Raw genomic sequence first — 19,563 nt, forward strand, 5'->3', positions numbered from 1 at the left:
AGGCGCGGCTAAAGCCTCGACTATACCTGCCTGCCGCGACCGCGCAAGGCTCATGCACCGCCCTCGGCCTTGGGCCTGAAGCCGGAGTCGCCCATGCGTGGGCGGTCCGCCTCGGGCGCGGTCAGCGGCGGGCACTCCACCAGCGCGGTCATGCAGCGCCGGGCCAGGCTGTGGTATTCGGCGGTGCCGCGCTGTTTCCAGGCCAGCTCCTGGTCGCTGAGCGGGCGCTTGACCTCGGCCGGCGCGCCAACCACCAGGCTTTGCTCCGGGCAGGTGAACCCCGCCTTGACGAAGGCCGTGGCGGCGACGATGCAGCGTGGGGCGATATGCGCGCCGTCCATGACCACCGCGTTCATGCCGACCAGGGCGTCCTCGCCTATCCGACAGCCGTGCAGCACCGCGCCATGGCCAATATGGCCGTTGCGCTCGACCAGCGTGTCGCCGCCGGGGAAACCGTGCATCACGCAGGTGTCCTGCAGGTTCGCGCCCTCTTCCAGGATGATTCGCCCGAAATCGCCGCGCAACGAGGCCAAAGGGCCGATGTAGCAGTTGGGGCCGACCAGCACGTCGCCGATCAGCACGGCGCTGGGGTGTACATAGGCGCTGGGATGAACCACTGGGGTGAGGCCTTCGAGGCGATAGCAGGGCATGGGCTGGGGCTCGATATGATTCAGAAGACCAAATGATCCTGTATCAGATCAAATCACTTAGTCAATGCCAACCTGATGTATCGCTTTCTTCACAAAGCTTCAGGACAGTGATGACCTAATTGCTGCGCAAGCTAGCTCCCACAAATGGCTATAGCAGCGAGACAGCGTGGGAGCGGGCTTGCCCCGCGATAGCGTCACTCGCCTCAAATACAGATACGCAATTACAATTTCAATGTTGATTTTGCGTATCGCTTTGTACATATACTTGCACCAGCACCACGAACAATTCCAAGAAAAGCCGGCCCCAGCCGGCGCCGAACGTGCAGCCTGAGGTACCCCCATGCCAAGCAACCTCATCGTGCAGGCCCCGGCGGACGGCGTCCGTCTGATCACCCTGCACCGCCCGCAAGCCCTCAACGCCCTGAACACGGCGCTGCTGGAAGAGCTGGCCGCAGAACTGGACGCCGCCGACCAGGATCCAGAGATCCGCGCCGTGGTCATCACCGGCAGTCGCAAGGCCTTCGCCGCTGGCGCCGACATCAACGAGATGGCCCAGCGCGATCTGGTCGGCATCCTCAACGACCCACGCGTGGCCCACTGGCAGCGCATCGCCGGCTTTGGCAAACCGCTGATCGCCGCCGTCAACGGCTTTGCCCTGGGCGGCGGCTGCGAACTGGTGATGTGCGCCGACATCGTCATCGCCGGCAGCGACGCCCGTTTCGGCCAACCGGAAATCAACCTCGGCATCATCCCCGGCGCTGGCGGCACCCAGCGCCTGCTGCGCGCCGTGGGCAAGCCGCTGGCCATGCAGATGGTCCTTGGCGGTGAAGCCATCGACGCCCGTCATGCCCTGCAGGCAGGCCTGGTCGGCGAAGTCACCCAGCCCGAACTCACCGTCGAGCGCGCCCTGCAGGTGGCCACCGCCATCGCCGCCAAGGCACCGCTGGCGGTGCGCCTGGCCAAGGAAGCGCTGCTCAAGGCCCAGGACATGGACCTGGCCTGCGGCCTGCGCTTCGAACGCCACGCCTTCACCCTGCTGGCCGGCACCGCCGACCGCGACGAGGGTATCCGCGCCTTCCAGGCCAAACGCCCGGCCCGATTCCAAGGGCTGTAAGCCTTCCACCGACTGACGGAGCGAGCCAGTCATGTCCTTCCAGCACATCTTGTTTTCCATTGGCGACGACGGCGTCGCCCTGCTTTCGCTGAACCGGCCCGAGCAGCTCAACAGCTTCAACAGCGCCATGCACCTGGAAGTGCGCGAAGCGCTGAAGCAGGTGCGCCAGAGCGAAACCGCCCGGGTGCTGCTGCTGACCGGCGAAGGCCGTGGCTTCTGCGCAGGCCAGGACCTGGCCGACCGCAACGTCGCGCCCGGCGCCGAGCTGCCGGACCTTGGCCAGTCCATCGAACAGTTCTACAACCCGCTGGTGCGCAGCCTGCGCGACCTGCCGCTGCCGGTGATCTGCGCGGTCAATGGCGTGGCCGCCGGCGCCGGCGCCAACCTGCCGCTGGCCTGCGACCTGGTGCTGGCGGCGCGCTCGGCAAGCTTCATCCAGGCGTTCTGCAAGATCGGCCTGGTGCCGGACTCCGGCGGCACCTGGCTGCTGCCGCGCCTGGTCGGCATGGCCCGGGCCAAGGCACTGGCCATGCTAGGCGAGCGCCTGAGCGCCGAGCAGGCCGAGCAATGGGGGCTGATCCACCGGGTGGTGGACGATGCCGCGTTGCGCGACGAAGCACTCAAGCTCGCCCGCCACCTGGCCACCCAGCCCACCTATGGCCTGGCCCTGATCAAGCGCGCTCTCAACCAGAGCTTCGACAACCGCTTCGACGAACAACTGGAACTGGAGCGCGACTTGCAACGCCTGGCCGGGCGCAGCGAGGACTACCGCGAGGGTGTCGGTGCCTTCATGAACAAACGCACGCCTGTATTCAAGGGGCGCTGACCATGGCCGCACTCGACAACGACGCCCTGGTGGCAGTGATCGGCGCTGGCGCCATGGGGGCTGGCATCGCCCAGGTGGCGGCCCAGGCCGGCCACCCGGTATGCCTCTATGACAACCGCCCCGGCGCCGCTGCGCAGGCCATCGAGGGTATCGACCGGCAGCTCGGCCGGCTGGTGGAAAAAGGCAGGCTCACCCCTGACAACCGCAGTGCCATCCGCGCTCGCCTGCAACCGATCGACAGCCTCGACGACCTGGCCGATGCCCGCCTGGTGATCGAGGCCATCGTCGAAAGCCTGCCGATCAAGCAAGAATTGCTGCGCCAACTTGAAGCCCGGTGCGCCGACGACTGCATCCTGGCCAGCAACACCTCTTCGCTGTCGATCACCAGCCTTGCCGCTGGGCTCCGACACTCGGAGCGGGTGATCGGCATGCACTTCTTCAACCCGGCACCGCTGATGGCACTGGTGGAAGTCGTGTCCGGGCTGGCCACGGCGCCGACACTGGCGACCATCCTGTACGACACCGCCCGCAACTGGGGCAAGCAACCGGTGCACACCCGTTCGACGCCGGGCTTTATCGTCAACCGCGTGGCTCGGCCCTTCTACGCCGAAAGCCTGCGCCTGCTACAGGAGGGGGCCGCCGACTGCGCCACCCTCGATGCCCTGCTGCGCGACGCCGGAGGCTTTCGCATGGGCGCCTTCGAGCTGACCGACCTGATCGGCCATGACGTCAACTACGCGGTGACCTGCTCGGTGTTCGAGGCGTTCTATGGCGATTTCCGCTTCCAGCCATCGCTGGTGCAAAAAGAGCTGGTCGACGCCGGGCGCCTCGGGCGCAAGACCGGCCAGGGCTTCTATAGCTATGCCGAAGGCGCCGAGCGGCCACAGGCCGCGACAATCACCAGCCAGGCGCCTGTCGAGCGCTGCACCGTGGAAGGTGACCTCGGCGTCCTGCAGCCCCTGGTCGAGCGCCTGCGCGCCAAGGGTATCGGCGTCACCGAGCGCGCTGGCAGCGGCCTGCTGCGGGTAGGGGACGCCACCCTGGCGCTGTCCGATGGCCGCCTGGCCAGCCAGCGCGCCCGCGAGGACGGCTTGCGCAACCTGGTGCTGCTGGACCTGGCCCTGGACTACGCCAGCGCCACGCGCCTGGCCATCAGCCACGGCGCCGAGTGCAGTGCCGAGGCCCTGGACCAGGCCGTCGCCCTGCTCGCCCGGGCCGGGCTGAGCGTCTGTCCGGTGGCCGACCTGCCCGGCCTGGTGGTGCTGCGCACCGTGGCGATGCTCGCCAACGAGGCCGCCGACGCCGTGCTGCAGGGCGTCGGCACGCCCGGCGACATCGACCTGGCCATGCGCGCCGGGGTCAACTACCCGCGCGGCCCGTTGGCCTGGGCCGACGACCTGGGGGTCGGTTTCACCCTGGACGTACTCGACAACCTGCAACGCAGCTACGGCGAGGAGCGTTACCGCCCGTCACTGCTGCTGCGCCGCACCCACGCCGAAGGAGGCCGTCTGCATGGCTGAACAATCCGCACACACCCTGGCCCGCGCCTGTGCCCAGGCCATGTTCGCCCGCGACGCCGCCAGCCAGGGCCTGGGCATCGAGCTGCTCGACGCCGGCCCCGGCAGCGCCCGACTGGGCATGCGCGTGCGCGCCGACATGCTCCAGGGCCACGGCACTTGCCACGGCGGCTACCTGTTCGCCCTGGCCGACTCGGCCTTCGCCTTCGCCTGCAACAGCTACGATGAAGCGGCCGTGGCCCTGGGTTGCAGCATCGACTATGTGGCGCCGGCACGCCTGGGCGATCAGTTGCTGGCCACCGCCGACGAGCAGAGCCGCAAGGGCCGCACCGGCAACTACGACGTGCGCATCGAGAACCAGCAGGGCGAGCTGATCGCCCTGTTCCACGGCAAATCCTACAAAGTGCGCGGCACCGTGCTGTCGCCGGAGACTTCAAATGACTGACGCCAGCCTGCCTCACGCACTGATCATCGATGCCGTGCGCACCCCTATCGGCCGCTACGGCGGCGCCCTGTCGAGCGTGCGCCCCGACGACCTCGCCGCGGTGCCGATCAAGGCGCTGATGGCGCGCCATCCCGAGCTGGACTGGGCGGCCGTGGACGATGTGATCCTCGGCTGCGCCAACCAGGCCGGTGAAGACAACCGCAACGTCGCGCGCATGGCCGGCCTGCTGGCCGGGTTGCCGATCGAGGTGCCCGGCACCACGATCAACCGCCTGTGCGGCTCGGGCCTGGACGCCATCGGCAACGCCGCCCGCGCCCTGCGCTGCGGCGAGGCCGGGCTGATGCTGGCCGGCGGCGTCGAATCGATGTCGCGGGCGCCCTTCGTCATGGGCAAGTCGGAACAGGCCTTCGGCCGCAGCGCGCAGCTGTTCGACACCACCATCGGCTGGCGCTTCGTCAACCCGCTGATGCAGGCGCAATACGGCATCGACTCGATGCCCGAGACCGCCGAGAACGTCGCCGAGCGTTTCGCCATCTCCCGCGAGGACCAGGACGCCTTTGCCCTGCGCAGCCAGCTCAAGGCCGCCGCCGCCCAGGCCAATGGCCGCCTGGCCCGGGAGATCGTCGCGGTGGATATCCCCCAGCGCAAAGGCCCGGCCAAGCGCGTCGAGCACGACGAACATCCACGGGGCGACACCACCCTTGAGCAACTGGCGCGCCTGGGCACGCCGTTCCGCGACGGTGGCAGCGTCACCGCCGGCAATGCCTCGGGGGTCAACGACGGCGCCTGCGCCCTGCTCCTGGCCAGCCCCGCGGCAGCCCGGCGACATGGCCTCAAGGCTCGCGGCCGGGTCCTTGGCCTCGCCGTGGCGGGCGTCGAGCCGCGACTGATGGGCATCGGCCCGGTGCCGGCCACCCGCAAGGTGCTGGAACTGACCGGCCTGTCCCTGGCCGACATGGACGTGATCGAACTCAACGAAGCCTTCGCCGCCCAGGGCCTGGCCGTGCTGCGCGAGCTGGGCCTGGCCGACGACGATCCCCGGATCAACCCCAACGGCGGCGCCATCGCCCTGGGTCACCCGCTGGGCATGAGCGGCGCACGGCTAGTCACCACCGCCCTGTACCAGCTGGAGCAGACCGGCGGCCGCTACGCCCTGTGCACCATGTGCATCGGCGTCGGCCAGGGCATCGCCCTTGTGCTCGAACGCCTCTGATCAGCCGCCAGAGACGCCACGCGACGCGGGCAGTATGCTGCCTGCCATGACACTCAGGGCTTCGGCCCACGACAAGAACAACTCGAGTGAAACCATGAACCTCTACCACGATGCCGACCGCGCCCTGCTCGACCCGATGGAAACCGCCAGCCTCGACGCGTTGCGCCAGCACCAGCTGGAACGCCTGCGCTGGAGCCTGAACCACGCCTACGCCAACGTGCCGCTGTATCGCCAGCGCTTCGACGCCTGCGGCGCCCACCCCGATGACCTGAAGTCGCTGGACGACCTGGCGAAGTTCCCCTTCACCGGCAAGAATGACCTGCGCGACAACTACCCCTACGGCATGTTCGCCGTGCCCCAGGACCAGGTGGTGCGCCTGCATGCCTCCAGCGGCACCACCGGCAAGCCGACGGTGGTCGGCTACACCCAGAACGACATCGACACCTGGGCCAACGTGGTGGCGCGCTCGATCCGCGCCGCCGGCGGGCGCCGTGGCGACAAGGTACATGTGTCCTACGGCTACGGCCTGTTCACCGGCGGCCTGGGCGCGCACTACGGCGCCGAGCGCCTGGGCTGCACGGTGATCCCCATGTCCGGCGGCCAGACCGAGAAGCAGGTGCAGCTGATCCGCGACTTCCAGCCAGACATCATCATGGTCACGCCGTCCTACATGCTCAACCTTGCCGACGAGATCGAGCGCCAGGGCATCGACCCGCACGACCTCAAGCTGCGCCTGGGCATCTTCGGCGCCGAACCCTGGACTGACGAACTGCGCCGCTCAATCGAGCAGCGCCTGGGCATCGATGCGCTGGACATCTACGGGCTATCGGAAATCATGGGCCCGGGCGTGGCCATGGAATGCCTCGAGACCAAGGACGGCCCGACCATCTGGGAGGACCACTTCTACCCCGAGATCATCGACCCGGTCAGCGGCGACGTGCTGCCGGACGGCCAGCTTGGCGAGCTGGTGTTCACCTCGTTGAGCAAGGAGGCATTGCCCATGGTGCGCTACCGCACCCGCGACCTGACCCGCTTGCTGCCCGGCACGGCACGGCCGATGCGGCGCATCGGCAAGATCACCGGGCGCAGCGACGACATGCTGATCATCCGCGGGGTCAATGTGTTCCCGACGCAGATCGAGGAGCAGGTGCTCAAGATAAAACAACTTTCAGAGCTGTATGAGATTCATCTGTATCGCAATGGCAACCTCGACAGCGTCGAGGTGCATGTGGAACTGCGCAGCGACAGCCAGTACCTCGACGAGAGGCAGCGCAAGCAGGTGGTGGGCGAGCTGGCGCGGCAGATCAAGACCTATATCGGTATCAGCACGCAGATCCAGTTGCAGCCTTGCGGCACGCTGAAGCGTTCGGAGGGCAAGGCTTGTCATGTGTATGACAAGCGACTTGCTGGCTGACGGCAAGCGCTGAGAATGGAGCCCCGGCATGGTCCGGGGCTTTTTTTGCCTCGAGAAAGCCGGGGGCGCTTTGGCCCCTTTCGCGACGCAAGGCCGCTCCTACAGGGGTTCGCGTTCCCCTGTAGGAGCGGCCTTGCCGAGGCGTCGGACCGGTCGGATAGGGCTGCGCAGCAGCCCCGGCAATCTTAAAGCGATACATAAGTCATAACCGATACATCAAATACTGTTTGATGTTGTGTTTTGTATCGCTTATAAATGACCCACGCCCCAAGCAGCCCACAACCGGGAGCCTGAACATGTACGCACAGCTCGTAGAAACCGGCGTCAAGCGCCTCAAGTCCCTGGAGGAGATGTCGCCCGAAGAGCGCGCCTTCCAGGAGAAGATCGACGCCGAGATCAAGATCGAAGCCAAGAACTGGATGCCCGAGGCCTACCGCCAGACCCTCATCCGCCAGATCTCCCAGCACGCCCACTCGGAAATCGTCGGCATGCTCCCGGAAGGCAACTGGGTCACCCGCGCCCCATCGCTCAAGCGCAAGCTGCAACTGATGGCCAAGATCCAGGACGAAGCCGGCCACGGCCTGTACCTGTACAGCGCCATGGAAACCCTCGGCGCCGACCGCGACGAAGAGATCGCCAAGCTGCACAGTGGCAAGGCCAAGTACTCGAGCATCTTCAACTACCCGACCCTGAGCTGGGCCGACATGGGTGCGGTGGGCTGGCTGGTGGACGGCGCGGCGATCGTCAACCAGGTGGTGCTGCAGCGCACTTCCTACGGCCCCTACTCCCGCGCCATGATCCGCATCTGCAAGGAAGAGAGCTTCCACCAGCGCCAGGGCTACGAACTGCTGCTGACCATGATGCGCCACGGCACCCAGGCGCAGAAGGACATGGTCCAGGACGCCATCGACCGCCTGTGGTGGCCGGCGCTGATGATGTTCGGCCCCAGCGACGAGCACTCGCCCAACAGCGCCCAGTCCATGGCCTGGAAGATCAAGCGCCAGACCAACGACGAACTGCGCCAGCGCTTCATCGACCAGACCGTGCCCCAGCTCGAACTGCTCGGCTGCACCGCGCCAGATCCGGCGCTCAAGTGGAACGAGGCCCGCGGCCACTACGACTTCGGCGAGATCCAGTGGGACGAGTTCTACGAAGTGATCAAGGGCAACGGCCCCTGCAACCAGGAACGCCTGGCCACCCGGCGCAACGCCATCGAAAGCGGTGCCTGGGTGCGCGAGGCCGCCATGGCCTATGCCCGCAAGCAACAGAACAAGAACGCCGCCTGAAGCGGCGAATGATGCGGAGATACCCCCAATGTCTGTCTGGACCCTGTTCGAAGTCTTCGTGCGCAGCAAGCACGGCCTGAACCACAAGCACGTTGGCAGCGTGCACGCCGCCGACGCCGCCATGGCCATCGAGAACGCCCGCGAGCTGTACACCCGCCGCAGCGAGGGAGTGAGCCTGTGGGTGGTGCCCTCGGCGCTGATCACCGCCTCCTCCCCCGACGAGAAGGACCCGCTGTTCGCCCCGGCCGATGACAAGGTCTACCGCCACGCCAGCTTCTACGAGCTGCCGGCCGAAGTCGGACACATGTGAGGCACGCCATGCACAAGCAAGCACTGATTCAATACCTGCTGCTGCTCGGCGACAGCGCCCTGGTCCAGGGCCAGCGCCTGTGCGAGTGGTGCGGCAAGGCCCCGGCGCTGGAGGAAGAACTGGCGCTGATGAACGTCGGCCTCGACCTGGTCGGCCAAGCCCGCAACTGGCTGGACTATGCCGCCGAATTGCAGGACGACGGCCGCGATGCCGACGCTCTAGCCTTCCGTCGCGACGAGCGCGCCTACCGCAACCTGCTGCTGGTCGAGCAGCCCAACGGCGACTATGCCGTGACGATGCTCAAGCAGTTCCTCTACGACGCCTGGCACCACGCCATGCTCGATGGCTTGAGTGCTTCGGGCGATGAGCGTATCGCCGGCATCGCCGCCAAGGCCCTGAAGGAGGTGACCTATCACCTGCGCCGTTCCGGCGAGTGGGTGCAGCGCCTGGGTGGCGGCACCGAGGAAAGCCGTCGACGCATGCTCGAGGCCATTCCGATGCTGTGGCGCTTCACCGTCGAGCTGACGGTCGCCAGCGACAGCGAAGTACAGTTGGCCCACGCCGGCATTGCCGCCGACCCGACGCAGGTCGCCCAGCGCTGGCACGCCGCTGTGGAGGCAATCTTCGCCTCGGTCGAGCTGCCGCTGCCCAACGCCGCCAGCCACTTCTACCTGGACGGGCGCAAGGGCCTGCACACCGAGCACCTGGGCCTGCTGCTGGCCGAGATGCAGTTCTTGCCGCGAGCCTACCCCGATGCGACCTGGTGAACTGATCGTGGGTGACCGCGGCGCCCGCGCCCTGCGCGACGGCGACCTGACCCAGGCCTGGGCGGTGCTGGCCGAGGTGATGGATCCGGAGGTGCCAGTGGTCAGCGTGGTCGACTTAGGGATCGTCCGCGACCTCGACTGGCGCGCCGGCCACCTGCACCTGGTGGTCACCCCGACCTACTCCGGCTGCCCGGCCACCGAGGTGATCGAGGGCGACATCCGCCAGGCGCTAGAACAAGCAGGGTTCGCCGAGCCCGAGCTGGAGCGCAGGCTTACCCCGGCCTGGAGCACCGACTGGATCAGCGACCAGGGCCGCGAGCGCCTGCGCGCCTACGGCATCGCACCGCCCGCCGGCAGTGCCAGCCTGCGCGGGGCCCCGCCCACGGTGTGCTGCCCGCAATGTGCAAGCCGCGATACCGAACTGCTCAGCCAGTTCGGCTCCACCGCCTGCAAGGCCCTGTACCGCTGCCGTGCGTGCCTGGAACCGTTCGACTATTTCAAATGCCTTTGAGCCGTGGAGAACGCCATGAGCCAGTTTCACAGCCTGACCGTCCGGCAAGTGCGCCAGGAGACCCGCGACGCGGTGTCCATCGCCTTCGACGTGCCCGCGCACCTGCGCGAAGAGTTCCGCTTCACCCAGGGCCAGTACCTGGTCATGCGCACCCGACTGGATGACCAAGAGGTACGCCGCTCCTACTCGATCTGCAGCGCGGTGCAGGACGGCGAATTGCGCGTGGCGGTCAAACGCGTGCCGGGCGGTCGTTTCTCGGCCTTCGCCAATGAAGTGCTCAAGGCCGGCCAGCAGTTGGAGGTGATGCCGCCGTCGGGCAGCTTCTTCGTGCCGCTGGACCCGGCGCGCCGAGGGCACTACCTGGGCGTGGCCGCCGGCAGCGGTATCACCCCCATCCTGTCGCTGGTCGCCACTACCCTGGCCAGCGAGCCCCGCAGCCGCTTCACCTTGCTGTACGGCAACCGCGCCAGCAACAGCGCGCTGTTCCGCGATCGCCTGGAAGACCTGAAGAACCAGTACCTCGACCGCCTCAACCTGATCTTCGTGTTCAGCCGCGAGCAGCAGGACGTCGACCTGTACAACGGCCGCATCGACGCCGACAAGTGCGACCAGCTGTTCGCCCGCTGGCTCGACGTGCAGTCACTCGACGCGGCGTTCATCTGCGGCCCGCAGGCGATGACCGAGACCGTGCGCGACAGCCTGCAGGCCAACGGCCTGGCCAGGGAGCGCATCCACTTCGAGCTGTTTGCCGCCGCCGGTGTCGAGGCCCGTCGCGAAGCTCGCGAGGCGGCGCGCCAGGTGGATTCGGCGGTCAGCCACGTGACCGTGATCAGCGATGGCCGCGCCCTGGCCTTCGACCTGCCGCGCAACACCCGCAGCGTGCTAGAGGCCGGCAATGCCATCGGCGCCGAACTGCCCTGGTCGTGCAAGGCCGGGGTGTGCTCGACCTGCAAGTGCAAGGTGATCGAGGGTGAAGTGGAGATGGACAGCAACCATGCCCTGGAGGACTACGAAGTGGCGGCCGGGTATGTGCTGTCGTGCCAGACCTACCCGCTGAGCGACAAGGTGGTGCTCGATTTCGATCAGCTTTGAGATCGAGGCGCCTGCATCCCTGTAGGAGCGGCCTTGCGTCGCGAAAGGACCGCAAAGCGGTCCCCGGGATCTGCAACATTGCAAAGATTGCCGGGGCTGCTGCGCAGCCCTTTCGCGACACAAGGCCGCTCCTACAGGGACGGTGCAAGCAGCAATACCGCGTGACCTGAAAAAACAATTACAACAGCCAGAGAGAACGCTCCCCATGACACCCGAACACCTCGAATCCATCAGCAAGCACCCCGCCTTCGTGCAACTGATCCAGCGCAAGCGCCGCCTCAACGGCTCGCTGACCCTGACCATGCTCGTTGCCTACTACGGCTTCGTCCTGCTGGTGGCCTTCGCCCCCGGCGTGCTCGGCCAGTCCCTCAGCGGCGGGGTGACCAGCGTCGGCATGCTGGTGGGCGTGCTGATGGTCTTGCTGTCCTTCGCCCTCACCGGCGTCTACATGCACCGCGCCAACCGCGTCATCGACCCGCTCAACGAAGTGGTCAAGCAGGAGTGCGCGCGATGAACTGGACTGCCATCTCGATGTTCCTGGTGTTCGTCTGTTTCACCCTGCTGGTGACCCGCTGGGCCGCCCTGCGCACCCGTTCGGCCAGTGACTTCTACACCGCCGGCGGTGGCCTGACCGGCATGCAGAACGGCCTGGCGATCGCCGGCGACATGATCAGCGCCGCGTCCTTCCTCGGCATCTCGGCGATGATGTTCATGAACGGCTACGACGGCCTGCTCTACGCCCTGGGTGTGCTGGCCGGCTGGCCGATCATCCTGTTCCTGATCGCCGAGCGCCTGCGCAACCTGGGCAAGTACACCTTCGCCGACGTGGTGTCCTACCGCCTGGCCCAGGCCCCGGTGCGCCTGACCTCGGCCTTCGGCACCCTGGCCGTGGCGCTGATGTACCTGGTGGCGCAGATGGTCGGCGCCGGCAAGCTGATCGAGCTGCTGTTTGGCATCAGCTACTTGTACGCGGTGATGCTGGTGGGCGTGCTGATGGTGCTGTACGTCACCTTCGGCGGCATGCTCGCCACCACCTGGGTGCAGATCATCAAGGCGGTGATGCTGCTGTCGGGCACCACCTTCATGGCCTTCATGGTGCTCAGGCACTTCGGTTTCAGCACCGAGGCGATGTTCGCCAGCGCCGTGGCCGTGCATGCCAAGGGCCAGGCGATCATGGCGCCGGGGGCGCTGCTGTCCAACCCGGTGGACGCCATCTCCCTGGGCCTGGGCATGATGTTCGGCACGGCCGGCCTGCCGCATATCCTCATGCGTTTCTTCACCGTCAGCGACGCCAAGGAAGCGCGCAAGAGCGTGTTCTACGCCACCGGTTTCATCGGCTACTTCTACCTGCTGCTGATCGTCATCGGCTTCGGCGCCATCGTCATGGTCGGCACCGAGCCGTCCTACCGCGATGCCAGCGGGGCGATCATCGGCGGCGGCAACATGGTCGCGGTGCACCTGGCCCAGGCCGTGGGCGGCAACCTGTTCCTCGGCTTCATCTCGGCGGTGGCCTTCGCCACCATCCTCGCCGTGGTTGCAGGCCTGGCGCTGTCCGGCGCCTCGGCGGTGTCCCACGACCTGTACGCCTGCGTGGTGCGCAAGGGCCAGGCCAGCGAGCAGCAAGAGATGCGCGTGTCGCGCCTGGCCACGCTGGGGATCGGCCTGTTCGCGGTGCTGCTGGGGTTGCTGTTCGAGTCGCAGAACATCGCCTTCCTTTCCGGCCTGGTGCTGGCGGTGGCCGCCTCGGTCAACTTCCCGGTGCTGCTGCTCTCGATGTTCTGGAAAGGCCTGACCACCCGCGGCGCGGTGGGCGGCAGCCTGGCCGGGCTGGTCTCGGCGATCGTCCTGGTGGTGCTGGGCCCGGCGGTGTGGGTCAACGTGCTGCACAACGAGCGGGCGCTGTTCCCCTACAGCAACCCGGCGCTGTTCTCCATGTCGCTGGCCTTCCTCGCGGCCTGGGCCTTCTCGGTCACAGACAGCTCGGAGCGGGCGCGCGAAGAACGTGGGCGCTACCTGGCCCAGTTCATCCGCTCGATGACCGGTATCGGCGCCGCTGGCGCCAGCAAGCACTGACCTCAAGAACAATAACAATGTCGGGTACAACCACAATGAACCGCACGCACCTCACGTCAGCCGCCTGGCTGGCCACCCTTGCCCTGCCCTTGCCAGCCATGGCGGACTTTATCGCTGACAGCCACGCACGCCTGGAACTGCGCAACCACTACATCAACCGCGACTTCCGCCAGGGCAACGCCCCGCAGAGCAAGGCCGAGGAATGGGGCCAGGGCTTCACCGCACGCTTCGAATCGGGTTTCACCGAGGGGCCGGTCGGTGTCGGGGTGGACGCCATGGGCCAACTGGGCATCAAGCTCGACTCCAGCCGCGACCGACGCAACACCGGCCTGCTGCCTTACGGGCCGCGTAGCCTGGAGCCGGTGGACGACTACAGCGAACTGGGCCTGACCGGCAAACTGCGGGTGTCCAAGAGCACCCTGCGCCTGGGCACCTTGCAGCCGGTTTTGCCGGTGGTGGTGTACAACGACACCCGCCTGCTGGCCTCGACCTTCCAGGGCGGCCTGCTGACCAGCCAGGAGCTGGACGGCCTGACCTTCAACGGCGGCCGCCTGACCAAGGCCAATCTGCGCGACTCTTCCGGGCGCGACGACATCGGCTACGGCGCCGCCAGCAGCGACCACTTCGATTTCGGTGGCGGCAACTACGCCATCACCCCGCAGGCCAGCGTCAGCTACTACTACGCCAAGCTCGAGGACATCTACCGCCAGCAATACCTCGGTTTTCTGCATACCCAACCCTTGGCCGAAGGTGTCAGCCTGCGCAGCGACCTGCGCTACTTCGACAGCCGCGGCGACGGCGCCGAGCGCGCCGGGCGCATCGACAACCGCAACTTCAACGCCATGTTCACCCTGGGCGTGAAGGCCCACAAGTTCACCGCCACCTGGCAGCAGATGTCCGGTGACAGCGCCTTCCCGTTCCTCAATGGCGGCGATCCCTACACCGTCAACCTGGTCACCTACAACACTTTCACCCGCGCCGGGCTCGACTCCTGGCAGGTGCGCTACGACTACGACTTCGTGGCGATGGGCATCCCCGGACTGAGCTTCATGACCCGCTACACCGACGGCCGCCACGCCGAAACCGCCACGCTCAGCAACGGCCGCGAGCGCGAGCGCGACACCGACATCACCTACGTCATCCAGAGCGGCCCGTTCAAGGACGTCAGCCTGCGCTGGCGCAACGTCACCTTCCGTTCCGGCAACGGCCTGACCAACGCCGTGGACGAGAACCGCCTGATCATCGGCTACACCCTGGCGCTCTGGTAACCGCGCCCCTTTATAGGAGAACAGCATGTCCGCCGCCCCTACCCTGCAAAGCTTCATCGCCGGCCGCTGGATCGGCCAGCATGGCGCCCAGGCCCTGCGCAGCGCCCTCGATGGCCACGTCCTGGCCTACAGCCACGAAGAGCGCCCGGATTTCGCCGAGGCCGTGGATTTCGCCCGGGCACAGGGCCTCAAGCAGTTGCTGGCCATGGATTTCCAGCAGCGCGCCGCCCGGCTCAAGGCCCTGGCGCTGTACCTGGCCGAGCGCAAGGAGCAGCTCTACGCCCTGTCCCGCCATTCCGGCGCCACCCGCGCCGACAGCTGGATCGACATCGAGGGCGGCAACGCCACGCTGTTCGCCTATTCGAGCATGGGCCGGCGCGAGCTGCCGTCGGGCAACCTGGTGCATGAAGGGCCGGCGATCCCGTTGGGCAAGCAAGGCCACTTCGCCGGCAGCCATATCCTGGTGCCGCGCACAGGCGTGGCCGTGCATATCAACGCCTTCAACTTTCCGATCTGGGGCATGCTGGAGAAGTTCGCCCCGACCTTCCTCGCCGGCATGCCGTGCATCGTCAAGCCCGCTACCGCGACCAGCTACCTGACCGAAGCCGTGGTGCGCCTGATGAACGAATCGGGCCTGTTGCCGGCCGGCAGCCTGCAACTGGTGATCGGCAGCACGGGCGATCTGCTCGACCGCCTGCAGGGCCAGGACGTGGTGACCTTCACCGGCTCCGCCGACACGGCGGCCAAGCTGCGCGTGACCCCGAACCTGATCCGCCATTCGGTGCCCTTCACCGCCGAGGCCGACTCGCTGAACTGCGCCATCCTCGGCCCGGACGTCAGCCCCGACAGCGAGGAGTTCGAGCTGTACATCAAGGAAGTGGCGCGGGAGATGACCACCAAGGCCGGGCAGAAATGCACGGCGATCCGCCGCGCCATCGTCCCGGCCAGGCACCTCGACGCGGTGGCCAGCCGCCTGCGCGAACGCCTGCGCAAGGTGGTGGTGGGCGATCCTGCGGTCGAGGGCGTACGCATGGGCGCGCTGGCCTCCCACGACCAACAGCGCGATGTCGGCGAGCGCGTGCGCCAGTTGCTGGACAGCTGCGAGCAGTTGCTGGGGGCCAGTGACGGTTTCACCGCGGTCGGCGATGGCGTGGCCGAGGGTGCGTTCTTCGCCCCGACCCTGCTGCTGGCCCGCGACCCGCATGCCGAAGGCGGCGCCCATGACATCGAGGCGTTTGGCCCGGTGAGCACGCTGATGGCCTACGACGACCTCGACGAGGCCCTGGCCCTGGCCGCGCGAGGCAAGGGCAGCCTGGTGGCATCGCTGGTGACCGCTGACCGCTCTGTAGCGGCCAAGGCCATCCCGGTGGCGGCGGCCTGGCACGGGCGGCTGCTGGTACTCGACAGCGAGGCAGCCAAGGAATCCACCGGGCATGGCTCGCCATTGCCGCAGCTCAAGCACGGCGGCCCCGGCCGAGCGGGTGGCGGCGAGGAGCTGGGTGGCCTGCGCGCGGTCAAGCACTACCTGCAACGCGCCGCCGTGCAAGGCTCGCCAAGCATGCTCATGGCGGTGACCGGTGAATACGTGCGCGGCGCCGAGGTGATCGAGACCGAGGTGCACCCGTTCCGTCGCCATTTCGACGACCTGCACATCGGCGAATCGCTGCTGACCCACCGCCGCACCGTGACCGAGGCCGACCTGGTCAACTTCGGCTGCCTGTCGGGCGATCACTTCTACATGCACTTCGACGAGATCGCGGCGAAGCAGTCGCAGTTCGGCAAGCGCATTGCCCACGGTTACTTCGTGCTGTCGGCGGCGGCCGGGTTGTTCGTCAGCCCGGGCGAAGGGCCGGTGCTGGCCAACTATGGCCTGGACACGCTGCGCTTCATCACCCCGGTGGGGATCGGCGACACCATCCAGGCGCGCTTGACCTGCAAGCGCAAGATCGACCAGGGCAAGACCAGCCCGCAAGGGCAGGCGCAAGGGGTGGTGGCCTGGGATGTGGAGGTGACCAACCAACTGGGTGAGCTGGTGGCCAGTTATGACATCTTGACGTTGGTGTTGAAGCGGTAAGCGAGATTGGGTGGCGATTCGCGCTCCCTGAGCGGCCTTGCCGGGGCGCCGGACCGGTCGGAAAGGGCTGCAAAGCAGCCCCGGCATGTCCAAGCCTGACGTCACTACTCAATACATTGAAAGACCCGACACTAAAGGCAATATGCCACCTCGCACATCCGCCCTACATCCTGCAACGCCCCTCGGCGCTATAGTCGCCCCACCGCCAGCCCCCTTCCTGGCGGTGGGTGCGCCGTACCGAGAACAATGCCAAGGAAGCAACGCGATGATCCCCATGTCCCTCCCCTTCAAGTCCCTGTTCCTGCTCGCCGGCCTCGCCGCCCTGACCGGTTGCCAGACCGCCAGCCCCAGCGCCGACACCCTCAAGCAGCGCGCCGAAGTCACCCTTGGCGTGCCGGTGAACAAGGTCAGCAATCTGCGCAGCGACTCCAACACCACCTACTTCAGCGCCAGCACCGCCAAGGGCTAGTATGACTGCCAGGTGGCCAGCGGAGGCCTGGTCGCGGTCGCTGGCATGGGCCTTATCACCCCGTCACCGACCTGCTGGAAAGAAGGCCAGGCCCCCGTCTTCCAGTGACGCCCTCAGGCATCGGCCTGAACCACCGGTGCCGTTCCCCTCTCGCGCAAGGCGCGCAACGCCGCGCGCAACTCGGCAGGTCGCACCGGCTTGGCCAGCACCGCGATGCCCCGTGCCTGCAAGGCGCCCTGCAACCTGTCGATGTCGTGACCGGTCATGATCAGCGCCGGCACATCGGCGCCGCGCTGCGCGCGTAGCTGGTCGATACAGTCGATGCCGGTGGCCTGCGGGCCCAGGTCGTAGTCGGCGACGATCACATCGCAGTCACTGACCAGGCCAAAGGGCGAACACTCGGCCTGCACCTCGCATCCCCAGCGCTGCAGCAAGGCGCTGGTGGCCTGCAGCACGTTGTCGTCATCCTCCACCAGGCACACCCGCAGCCCCGTGAGCAGGCCCGCCTGCACGGCCTGGTCGACCGTGGCCCGCGACACCTGCGCGCAGGCTCTGGACAGCCCCTTCAAGGTCACGCAGGTGCCATGCCCCAGGCGCGAGCGCAGGCTGACCTCCAGGCCCATCAACCGCCCCAGCCGCTTGACGATGGCCAGGCCGAGGCCAACGCCCTCGACATCCTTGTCGCGCACTTCGCGCACCCGGTAGAACTCCTCGAACACTCGGCCCTGGTGCTCCTCGGCGATCCCTCTGCCCTGGTCGCAGACGACAATGGCCAGGCCCTGGCCGCGAGGCCGCACGCCGATCAGCAGCGGGCGCCCGGCGGCGTACTTGAAGCTGTTGGACAGCACGTTCTGCACCATGGTCGCCAGCATGCCCGGGTCGGCGCGAATCCAGTGACGGCTGGGCACCAGGCGCATCTCGACCCCGGCCCAGCGCGCCGCCTCGCTGTTCTGGCGCAGCAGTTCGCGCAGAAAGCCGTCCACCGCGAAAGCCTCCCACTTCGGCTGCACCCGGCCGTTGTCCAGGGTGTACAGGTCGAGGATCGAGCGGAACAGCTGCGAGACATTGAGCAGCGAACGGTCGATGCTGTCCACCAGGCGCCGCTCCTCCTCGCCCAGGCGCGCCTCGCGCAGGCAGGCGGTGAACAGGCCGATGGAGTGGATCGGCTGGCGCAGGTCATGGCTGGCCTGGGCCAGGAAGCGGGATTTCTCGCGGGTCGCGGCCTCGGCCAGGGCCGTGGCCTTGCGCGTGCGCTCCAGTAGCAGGTGGGCGTAGAACGGGATCAAGGTGCTGGTGGTCAGCAGCATCGGCAGCAGGAACGGCTGTTCCTGCCAGTAAGGCGTCAGCCGCCACACCACCAGCAACGCGGCCAGGGCCAGCACCGTGGCGATGGCCAGGTAGCGCGAGCCGAAGCGCATGCCATTGCCCAGGTTGATCCATACCATCACCGCATACAGCGGCAATGCGGTCTCGCCGCCGACCACCAGGCCGAAGCAGGTACCGGTGTAGTCGCCGAGCATGCCGAAGATCCGCCGCGCCGGGTAATGCCCCGGCCAGCGCTTGATGGCCTGGCGCATGCCGATCGACACCACTACAAAACCTGCGTAGTAGAGCAGTACCGGCAGGTAGGTGGCCGGCGAGCGTCCCGGCAGGAAGCCCAACAGCGCCACGTAGCTGATCGCGCAGGAGGCGACGATGATGCGCAGGTTGGCCTGGTCCAGTTCGTTGTTCTTCTCGAACCTCATGGGGTAACGTCCTTGTGCGCCAGTCGGCATTTGCGGCATGCATCATAAGAAAATGCCGCAGTTGACTGCTAAATTAGCATGTGCCGGACGACAGGGAGTTCCTCGACGTGAGTTGCCGCATCATCGTGGCGGATGACCATCCGCTGTTCAGGGAAGCCATGGTCAACACCGTGCGACGCATCCTGCCCGACGCCCGGTTGGAGGAAGCCGGCAGCCTGGCCGATGTGCTGCGCCTGGCCACACTGGGCGAGACGCCCGACACCCTGATCCTCGACCTGCGCTTTCCCGGCCTGACCTGCATCGGTCGCCTCGCCGAGCTGCGCCTGCAGTTGCCGCGCACCACGCTGATCGTGGTGTCGATGGTCGATGACCCGCAGGTCATCTGCGAAGTCATGGCTGCGGGTGTCGATGGCTTTATCGGCAAGAGCGTAAGCCCTGGGGAAATCGGCGCGGCCATCCTCGCCATTCGCGCCGGCGAGGTGGTGGTCAACTATGTGCCCAGCGGCCTGCTGCCGCAACGGGAGGCCTCCAGCGAACTGGAACAGCTCACCGACCGCCAGCAGGACGTGCTGCGCCTGATTGCCCAGGGCAAGACCAACAAGGAGATCGCACGGGCGCTGGATATCTCGCCGTTTACCGTACGCATCCATGTGTCGTCCCTGCTCAAGACCCTCAACGTACCGACCCGCACGGCGGCGGCCGTGAAGTATTCCGGAAACTGAACGACCGCTTGTCGCCAAGCAAGGGATGAGATAGACCTTCCCACCCCCCTGCACGATCCCAATGCAT

18 protein-coding genes and 1 pseudogene are annotated in these 19,563 nt (G+C 67.0%); 17 read left to right on the forward strand and 2 right to left on the reverse strand.

Annotation, left to right across the window (positions count from 1 at the left end; all coding sequences use genetic code 11):
* Nucleotides 1-50: 50 nt before the first annotated feature.
* The gene (paaY, locus tag CC207_RS22785; protein WP_028688878.1) at nucleotides 51-650 is read right to left on the reverse strand and encodes a phenylacetic acid degradation protein PaaY; all 600 of its coding nucleotides are present in this window, start codon (nucleotides 648-650) and stop codon (nucleotides 51-53) included.
* 340 nt (nucleotides 651-990) lie between these two features.
* Here paaY and paaF point away from each other — a divergent pair, with 340 nt between their 5' ends.
* The 16 genes and pseudogenes from paaF to CC207_RS22865 all read left to right on the forward strand — a co-directional run bounded on the left by paaF (nucleotide 991) and on the right by CC207_RS22865 (nucleotide 17,029).
* Entirely contained in the window at nucleotides 991-1,764 is a 774-nt protein-coding gene (gene paaF, locus CC207_RS22790; RefSeq protein WP_069017588.1) for a 2,3-dehydroadipyl-CoA hydratase PaaF, read from the forward strand.
* A gap of 31 nt (nucleotides 1,765-1,795) precedes the next feature.
* On the forward strand, nucleotides 1,796-2,590 hold the full coding sequence (gene paaG, locus CC207_RS22795) for a 2-(1,2-epoxy-1,2-dihydrophenyl)acetyl-CoA isomerase PaaG (protein ID WP_028688880.1): 795 nt from the start codon (nucleotides 1,796-1,798) through the stop codon (nucleotides 2,588-2,590).
* A gap of 2 nt (nucleotides 2,591-2,592) precedes the next feature.
* Nucleotides 2,593-4,110: a 3-hydroxyacyl-CoA dehydrogenase PaaH gene (paaH, locus tag CC207_RS22800; protein WP_088852805.1), complete on the forward strand. Its 1,518-nt coding sequence runs from the start codon at nucleotides 2,593-2,595 to the stop codon at nucleotides 4,108-4,110.
* Nucleotides 4,103-4,552, forward strand: coding sequence for a hydroxyphenylacetyl-CoA thioesterase PaaI (gene paaI, locus CC207_RS22805; protein WP_028688882.1), 450 nt, complete (start codon nucleotides 4,103-4,105; stop codon nucleotides 4,550-4,552). Before paaH ends, paaI begins: the two co-directional genes overlap by 8 nt.
* Entirely contained in the window at nucleotides 4,545-5,765 is a 1,221-nt protein-coding gene (pcaF, locus tag CC207_RS22810; RefSeq protein ID WP_088852806.1) for a 3-oxoadipyl-CoA thiolase, read from the forward strand. Before paaI ends, pcaF begins: the two co-directional genes overlap by 8 nt.
* Nucleotides 5,766-5,859: 94 nt before the next feature.
* Nucleotides 5,860-7,179, forward strand: a complete 1,320-nt coding sequence (gene paaK, locus CC207_RS22815) for a phenylacetate--CoA ligase PaaK (protein WP_088852807.1) — start codon at nucleotides 5,860-5,862, stop codon at nucleotides 7,177-7,179.
* 296 nt (nucleotides 7,180-7,475) lie between these two features.
* Nucleotides 7,476-8,465 carry a 1,2-phenylacetyl-CoA epoxidase subunit PaaA gene (gene paaA / locus CC207_RS22820; protein WP_088852808.1) on the forward strand — a complete coding sequence of 330 codons (990 nt, stop codon included), beginning with the start codon at nucleotides 7,476-7,478 and terminating at the stop codon, nucleotides 8,463-8,465.
* Nucleotides 8,466-8,493: 28 nt separating this feature from the next.
* Nucleotides 8,494-8,775, forward strand: coding sequence for a 1,2-phenylacetyl-CoA epoxidase subunit PaaB (paaB, locus tag CC207_RS22825; protein WP_011533969.1), 282 nt, complete (start codon nucleotides 8,494-8,496; stop codon nucleotides 8,773-8,775).
* Between the two features lie 8 nt (nucleotides 8,776-8,783).
* A complete protein-coding gene (gene paaC, locus CC207_RS22830) occupies nucleotides 8,784-9,542 on the forward strand; it encodes a 1,2-phenylacetyl-CoA epoxidase subunit PaaC (RefSeq protein WP_062362413.1) in 759 nt (252 codons plus the stop codon).
* Nucleotides 9,529-10,053, forward strand: coding sequence for a 1,2-phenylacetyl-CoA epoxidase subunit PaaD (paaD, locus tag CC207_RS22835; protein WP_062362417.1), 525 nt, complete (start codon nucleotides 9,529-9,531; stop codon nucleotides 10,051-10,053). The genes paaC and paaD overlap by 14 nt, the downstream gene beginning before the upstream one ends.
* 15 nt (nucleotides 10,054-10,068) lie before the next feature.
* Nucleotides 10,069-11,145 (forward strand): 1,2-phenylacetyl-CoA epoxidase subunit PaaE, encoded by a 1,077-nt coding sequence (gene paaE, locus CC207_RS22840; RefSeq protein ID WP_028688888.1) that lies wholly within the window; start codon nucleotides 10,069-10,071, stop codon nucleotides 11,143-11,145.
* A gap of 205 nt (nucleotides 11,146-11,350) precedes the next feature.
* Nucleotides 11,351-11,659 (forward strand): DUF485 domain-containing protein, encoded by a 309-nt coding sequence (locus CC207_RS22845; RefSeq protein WP_028688889.1) that lies wholly within the window; start codon nucleotides 11,351-11,353, stop codon nucleotides 11,657-11,659.
* Nucleotides 11,650-13,218: pseudogene (locus CC207_RS22850) on the forward strand (cation acetate symporter); the annotation flags it as partial. The gene CC207_RS22845 and the pseudogene CC207_RS22850, both read left to right, overlap by 10 nt.
* 35 nt (nucleotides 13,219-13,253) lie before the next feature.
* Nucleotides 13,254-14,486: an OprD family porin gene (locus tag CC207_RS22855; protein WP_088852809.1), complete on the forward strand. Its 1,233-nt coding sequence runs from the start codon at nucleotides 13,254-13,256 to the stop codon at nucleotides 14,484-14,486.
* 25 nt (nucleotides 14,487-14,511) lie between these two features.
* Nucleotides 14,512-16,560, forward strand: a complete 2,049-nt coding sequence (gene paaZ / locus CC207_RS22860; protein ID WP_088852810.1) for a phenylacetic acid degradation bifunctional protein PaaZ — start codon at nucleotides 14,512-14,514, stop codon at nucleotides 16,558-16,560.
* 274 nt (nucleotides 16,561-16,834) lie between these two features.
* Nucleotides 16,835-17,029, forward strand: a complete 195-nt coding sequence (locus tag CC207_RS22865) for a hypothetical protein (RefSeq protein WP_143496169.1) — start codon at nucleotides 16,835-16,837, stop codon at nucleotides 17,027-17,029.
* Nucleotides 17,030-17,142: 113 nt separating this feature from the next.
* Here CC207_RS22865 and CC207_RS22870 read toward each other — a convergent pair whose 3' ends face one another.
* Nucleotides 17,143-18,774, reverse strand: coding sequence for a hybrid sensor histidine kinase/response regulator (locus tag CC207_RS22870; protein ID WP_088852812.1), 1,632 nt, complete (start codon nucleotides 18,772-18,774; stop codon nucleotides 17,143-17,145).
* Between the two features lie 107 nt (nucleotides 18,775-18,881).
* On the opposite strand from CC207_RS22870, the gene CC207_RS22875 reads away from it, so the two are divergent.
* On the forward strand, nucleotides 18,882-19,496 hold the full coding sequence (locus tag CC207_RS22875) for a response regulator transcription factor (protein WP_088852813.1): 615 nt from the start codon (nucleotides 18,882-18,884) through the stop codon (nucleotides 19,494-19,496).
* The last annotated feature ends 67 nt before the right edge of the window (nucleotides 19,497-19,563 follow it).

Origin of the sequence: Pseudomonas sp. DrBHI1 (genome assembly GCF_002205115.1) — a bacterium.
Lineage (GTDB): Bacteria > Pseudomonadota > Gammaproteobacteria > Pseudomonadales > Pseudomonadaceae > Aquipseudomonas > Aquipseudomonas mosselii.

Excerpts from the sequence above, each read along its gene's own strand:
- paaK (WP_088852807.1), top strand. The coding sequence starts at position 5,860 with ATGAACCTCTACCACGATGCCGACCGCGCCCTGCTCGACCCGATGGAA.
- pcaF (WP_088852806.1), top strand. The coding sequence starts at position 4,545 with ATGACTGACGCCAGCCTGCCTCACGCACTGATCATCGATGCCGTGCGC.
- CC207_RS22855 (WP_088852809.1), top strand. The coding sequence starts at position 13,254 with ATGAACCGCACGCACCTCACGTCAGCCGCCTGGCTGGCCACCCTTGCC.
- paaA (WP_088852808.1), top strand. The coding sequence starts at position 7,476 with ATGTACGCACAGCTCGTAGAAACCGGCGTCAAGCGCCTCAAGTCCCTG.
- paaD (WP_062362417.1), top strand. The coding sequence starts at position 9,529 with ATGCGACCTGGTGAACTGATCGTGGGTGACCGCGGCGCCCGCGCCCTG.
- paaB (WP_011533969.1), top strand. The coding sequence starts at position 8,494 with ATGTCTGTCTGGACCCTGTTCGAAGTCTTCGTGCGCAGCAAGCACGGC.
- paaY (WP_028688878.1), bottom strand. The coding sequence starts at position 650 with ATGCCCTGCTATCGCCTCGAAGGCCTCACCCCAGTGGTTCATCCCAGC.
- paaH (WP_088852805.1), top strand. The coding sequence starts at position 2,593 with ATGGCCGCACTCGACAACGACGCCCTGGTGGCAGTGATCGGCGCTGGC.
- CC207_RS22845 (WP_028688889.1), top strand. The coding sequence starts at position 11,351 with ATGACACCCGAACACCTCGAATCCATCAGCAAGCACCCCGCCTTCGTG.
- CC207_RS22865 (WP_143496169.1), top strand. The coding sequence starts at position 16,835 with ATGTCCCTCCCCTTCAAGTCCCTGTTCCTGCTCGCCGGCCTCGCCGCC.
- CC207_RS22870 (WP_088852812.1), bottom strand. The coding sequence starts at position 18,774 with ATGAGGTTCGAGAAGAACAACGAACTGGACCAGGCCAACCTGCGCATC.
- paaI (WP_028688882.1), top strand. The coding sequence starts at position 4,103 with ATGGCTGAACAATCCGCACACACCCTGGCCCGCGCCTGTGCCCAGGCC.
- paaF (WP_069017588.1), top strand. The coding sequence starts at position 991 with ATGCCAAGCAACCTCATCGTGCAGGCCCCGGCGGACGGCGTCCGTCTG.
- paaG (WP_028688880.1), top strand. The coding sequence starts at position 1,796 with ATGTCCTTCCAGCACATCTTGTTTTCCATTGGCGACGACGGCGTCGCC.
- paaC (WP_062362413.1), top strand. The coding sequence starts at position 8,784 with ATGCACAAGCAAGCACTGATTCAATACCTGCTGCTGCTCGGCGACAGC.
- paaE (WP_028688888.1), top strand. The coding sequence starts at position 10,069 with ATGAGCCAGTTTCACAGCCTGACCGTCCGGCAAGTGCGCCAGGAGACC.
- paaZ (WP_088852810.1), top strand. The coding sequence starts at position 14,512 with ATGTCCGCCGCCCCTACCCTGCAAAGCTTCATCGCCGGCCGCTGGATC.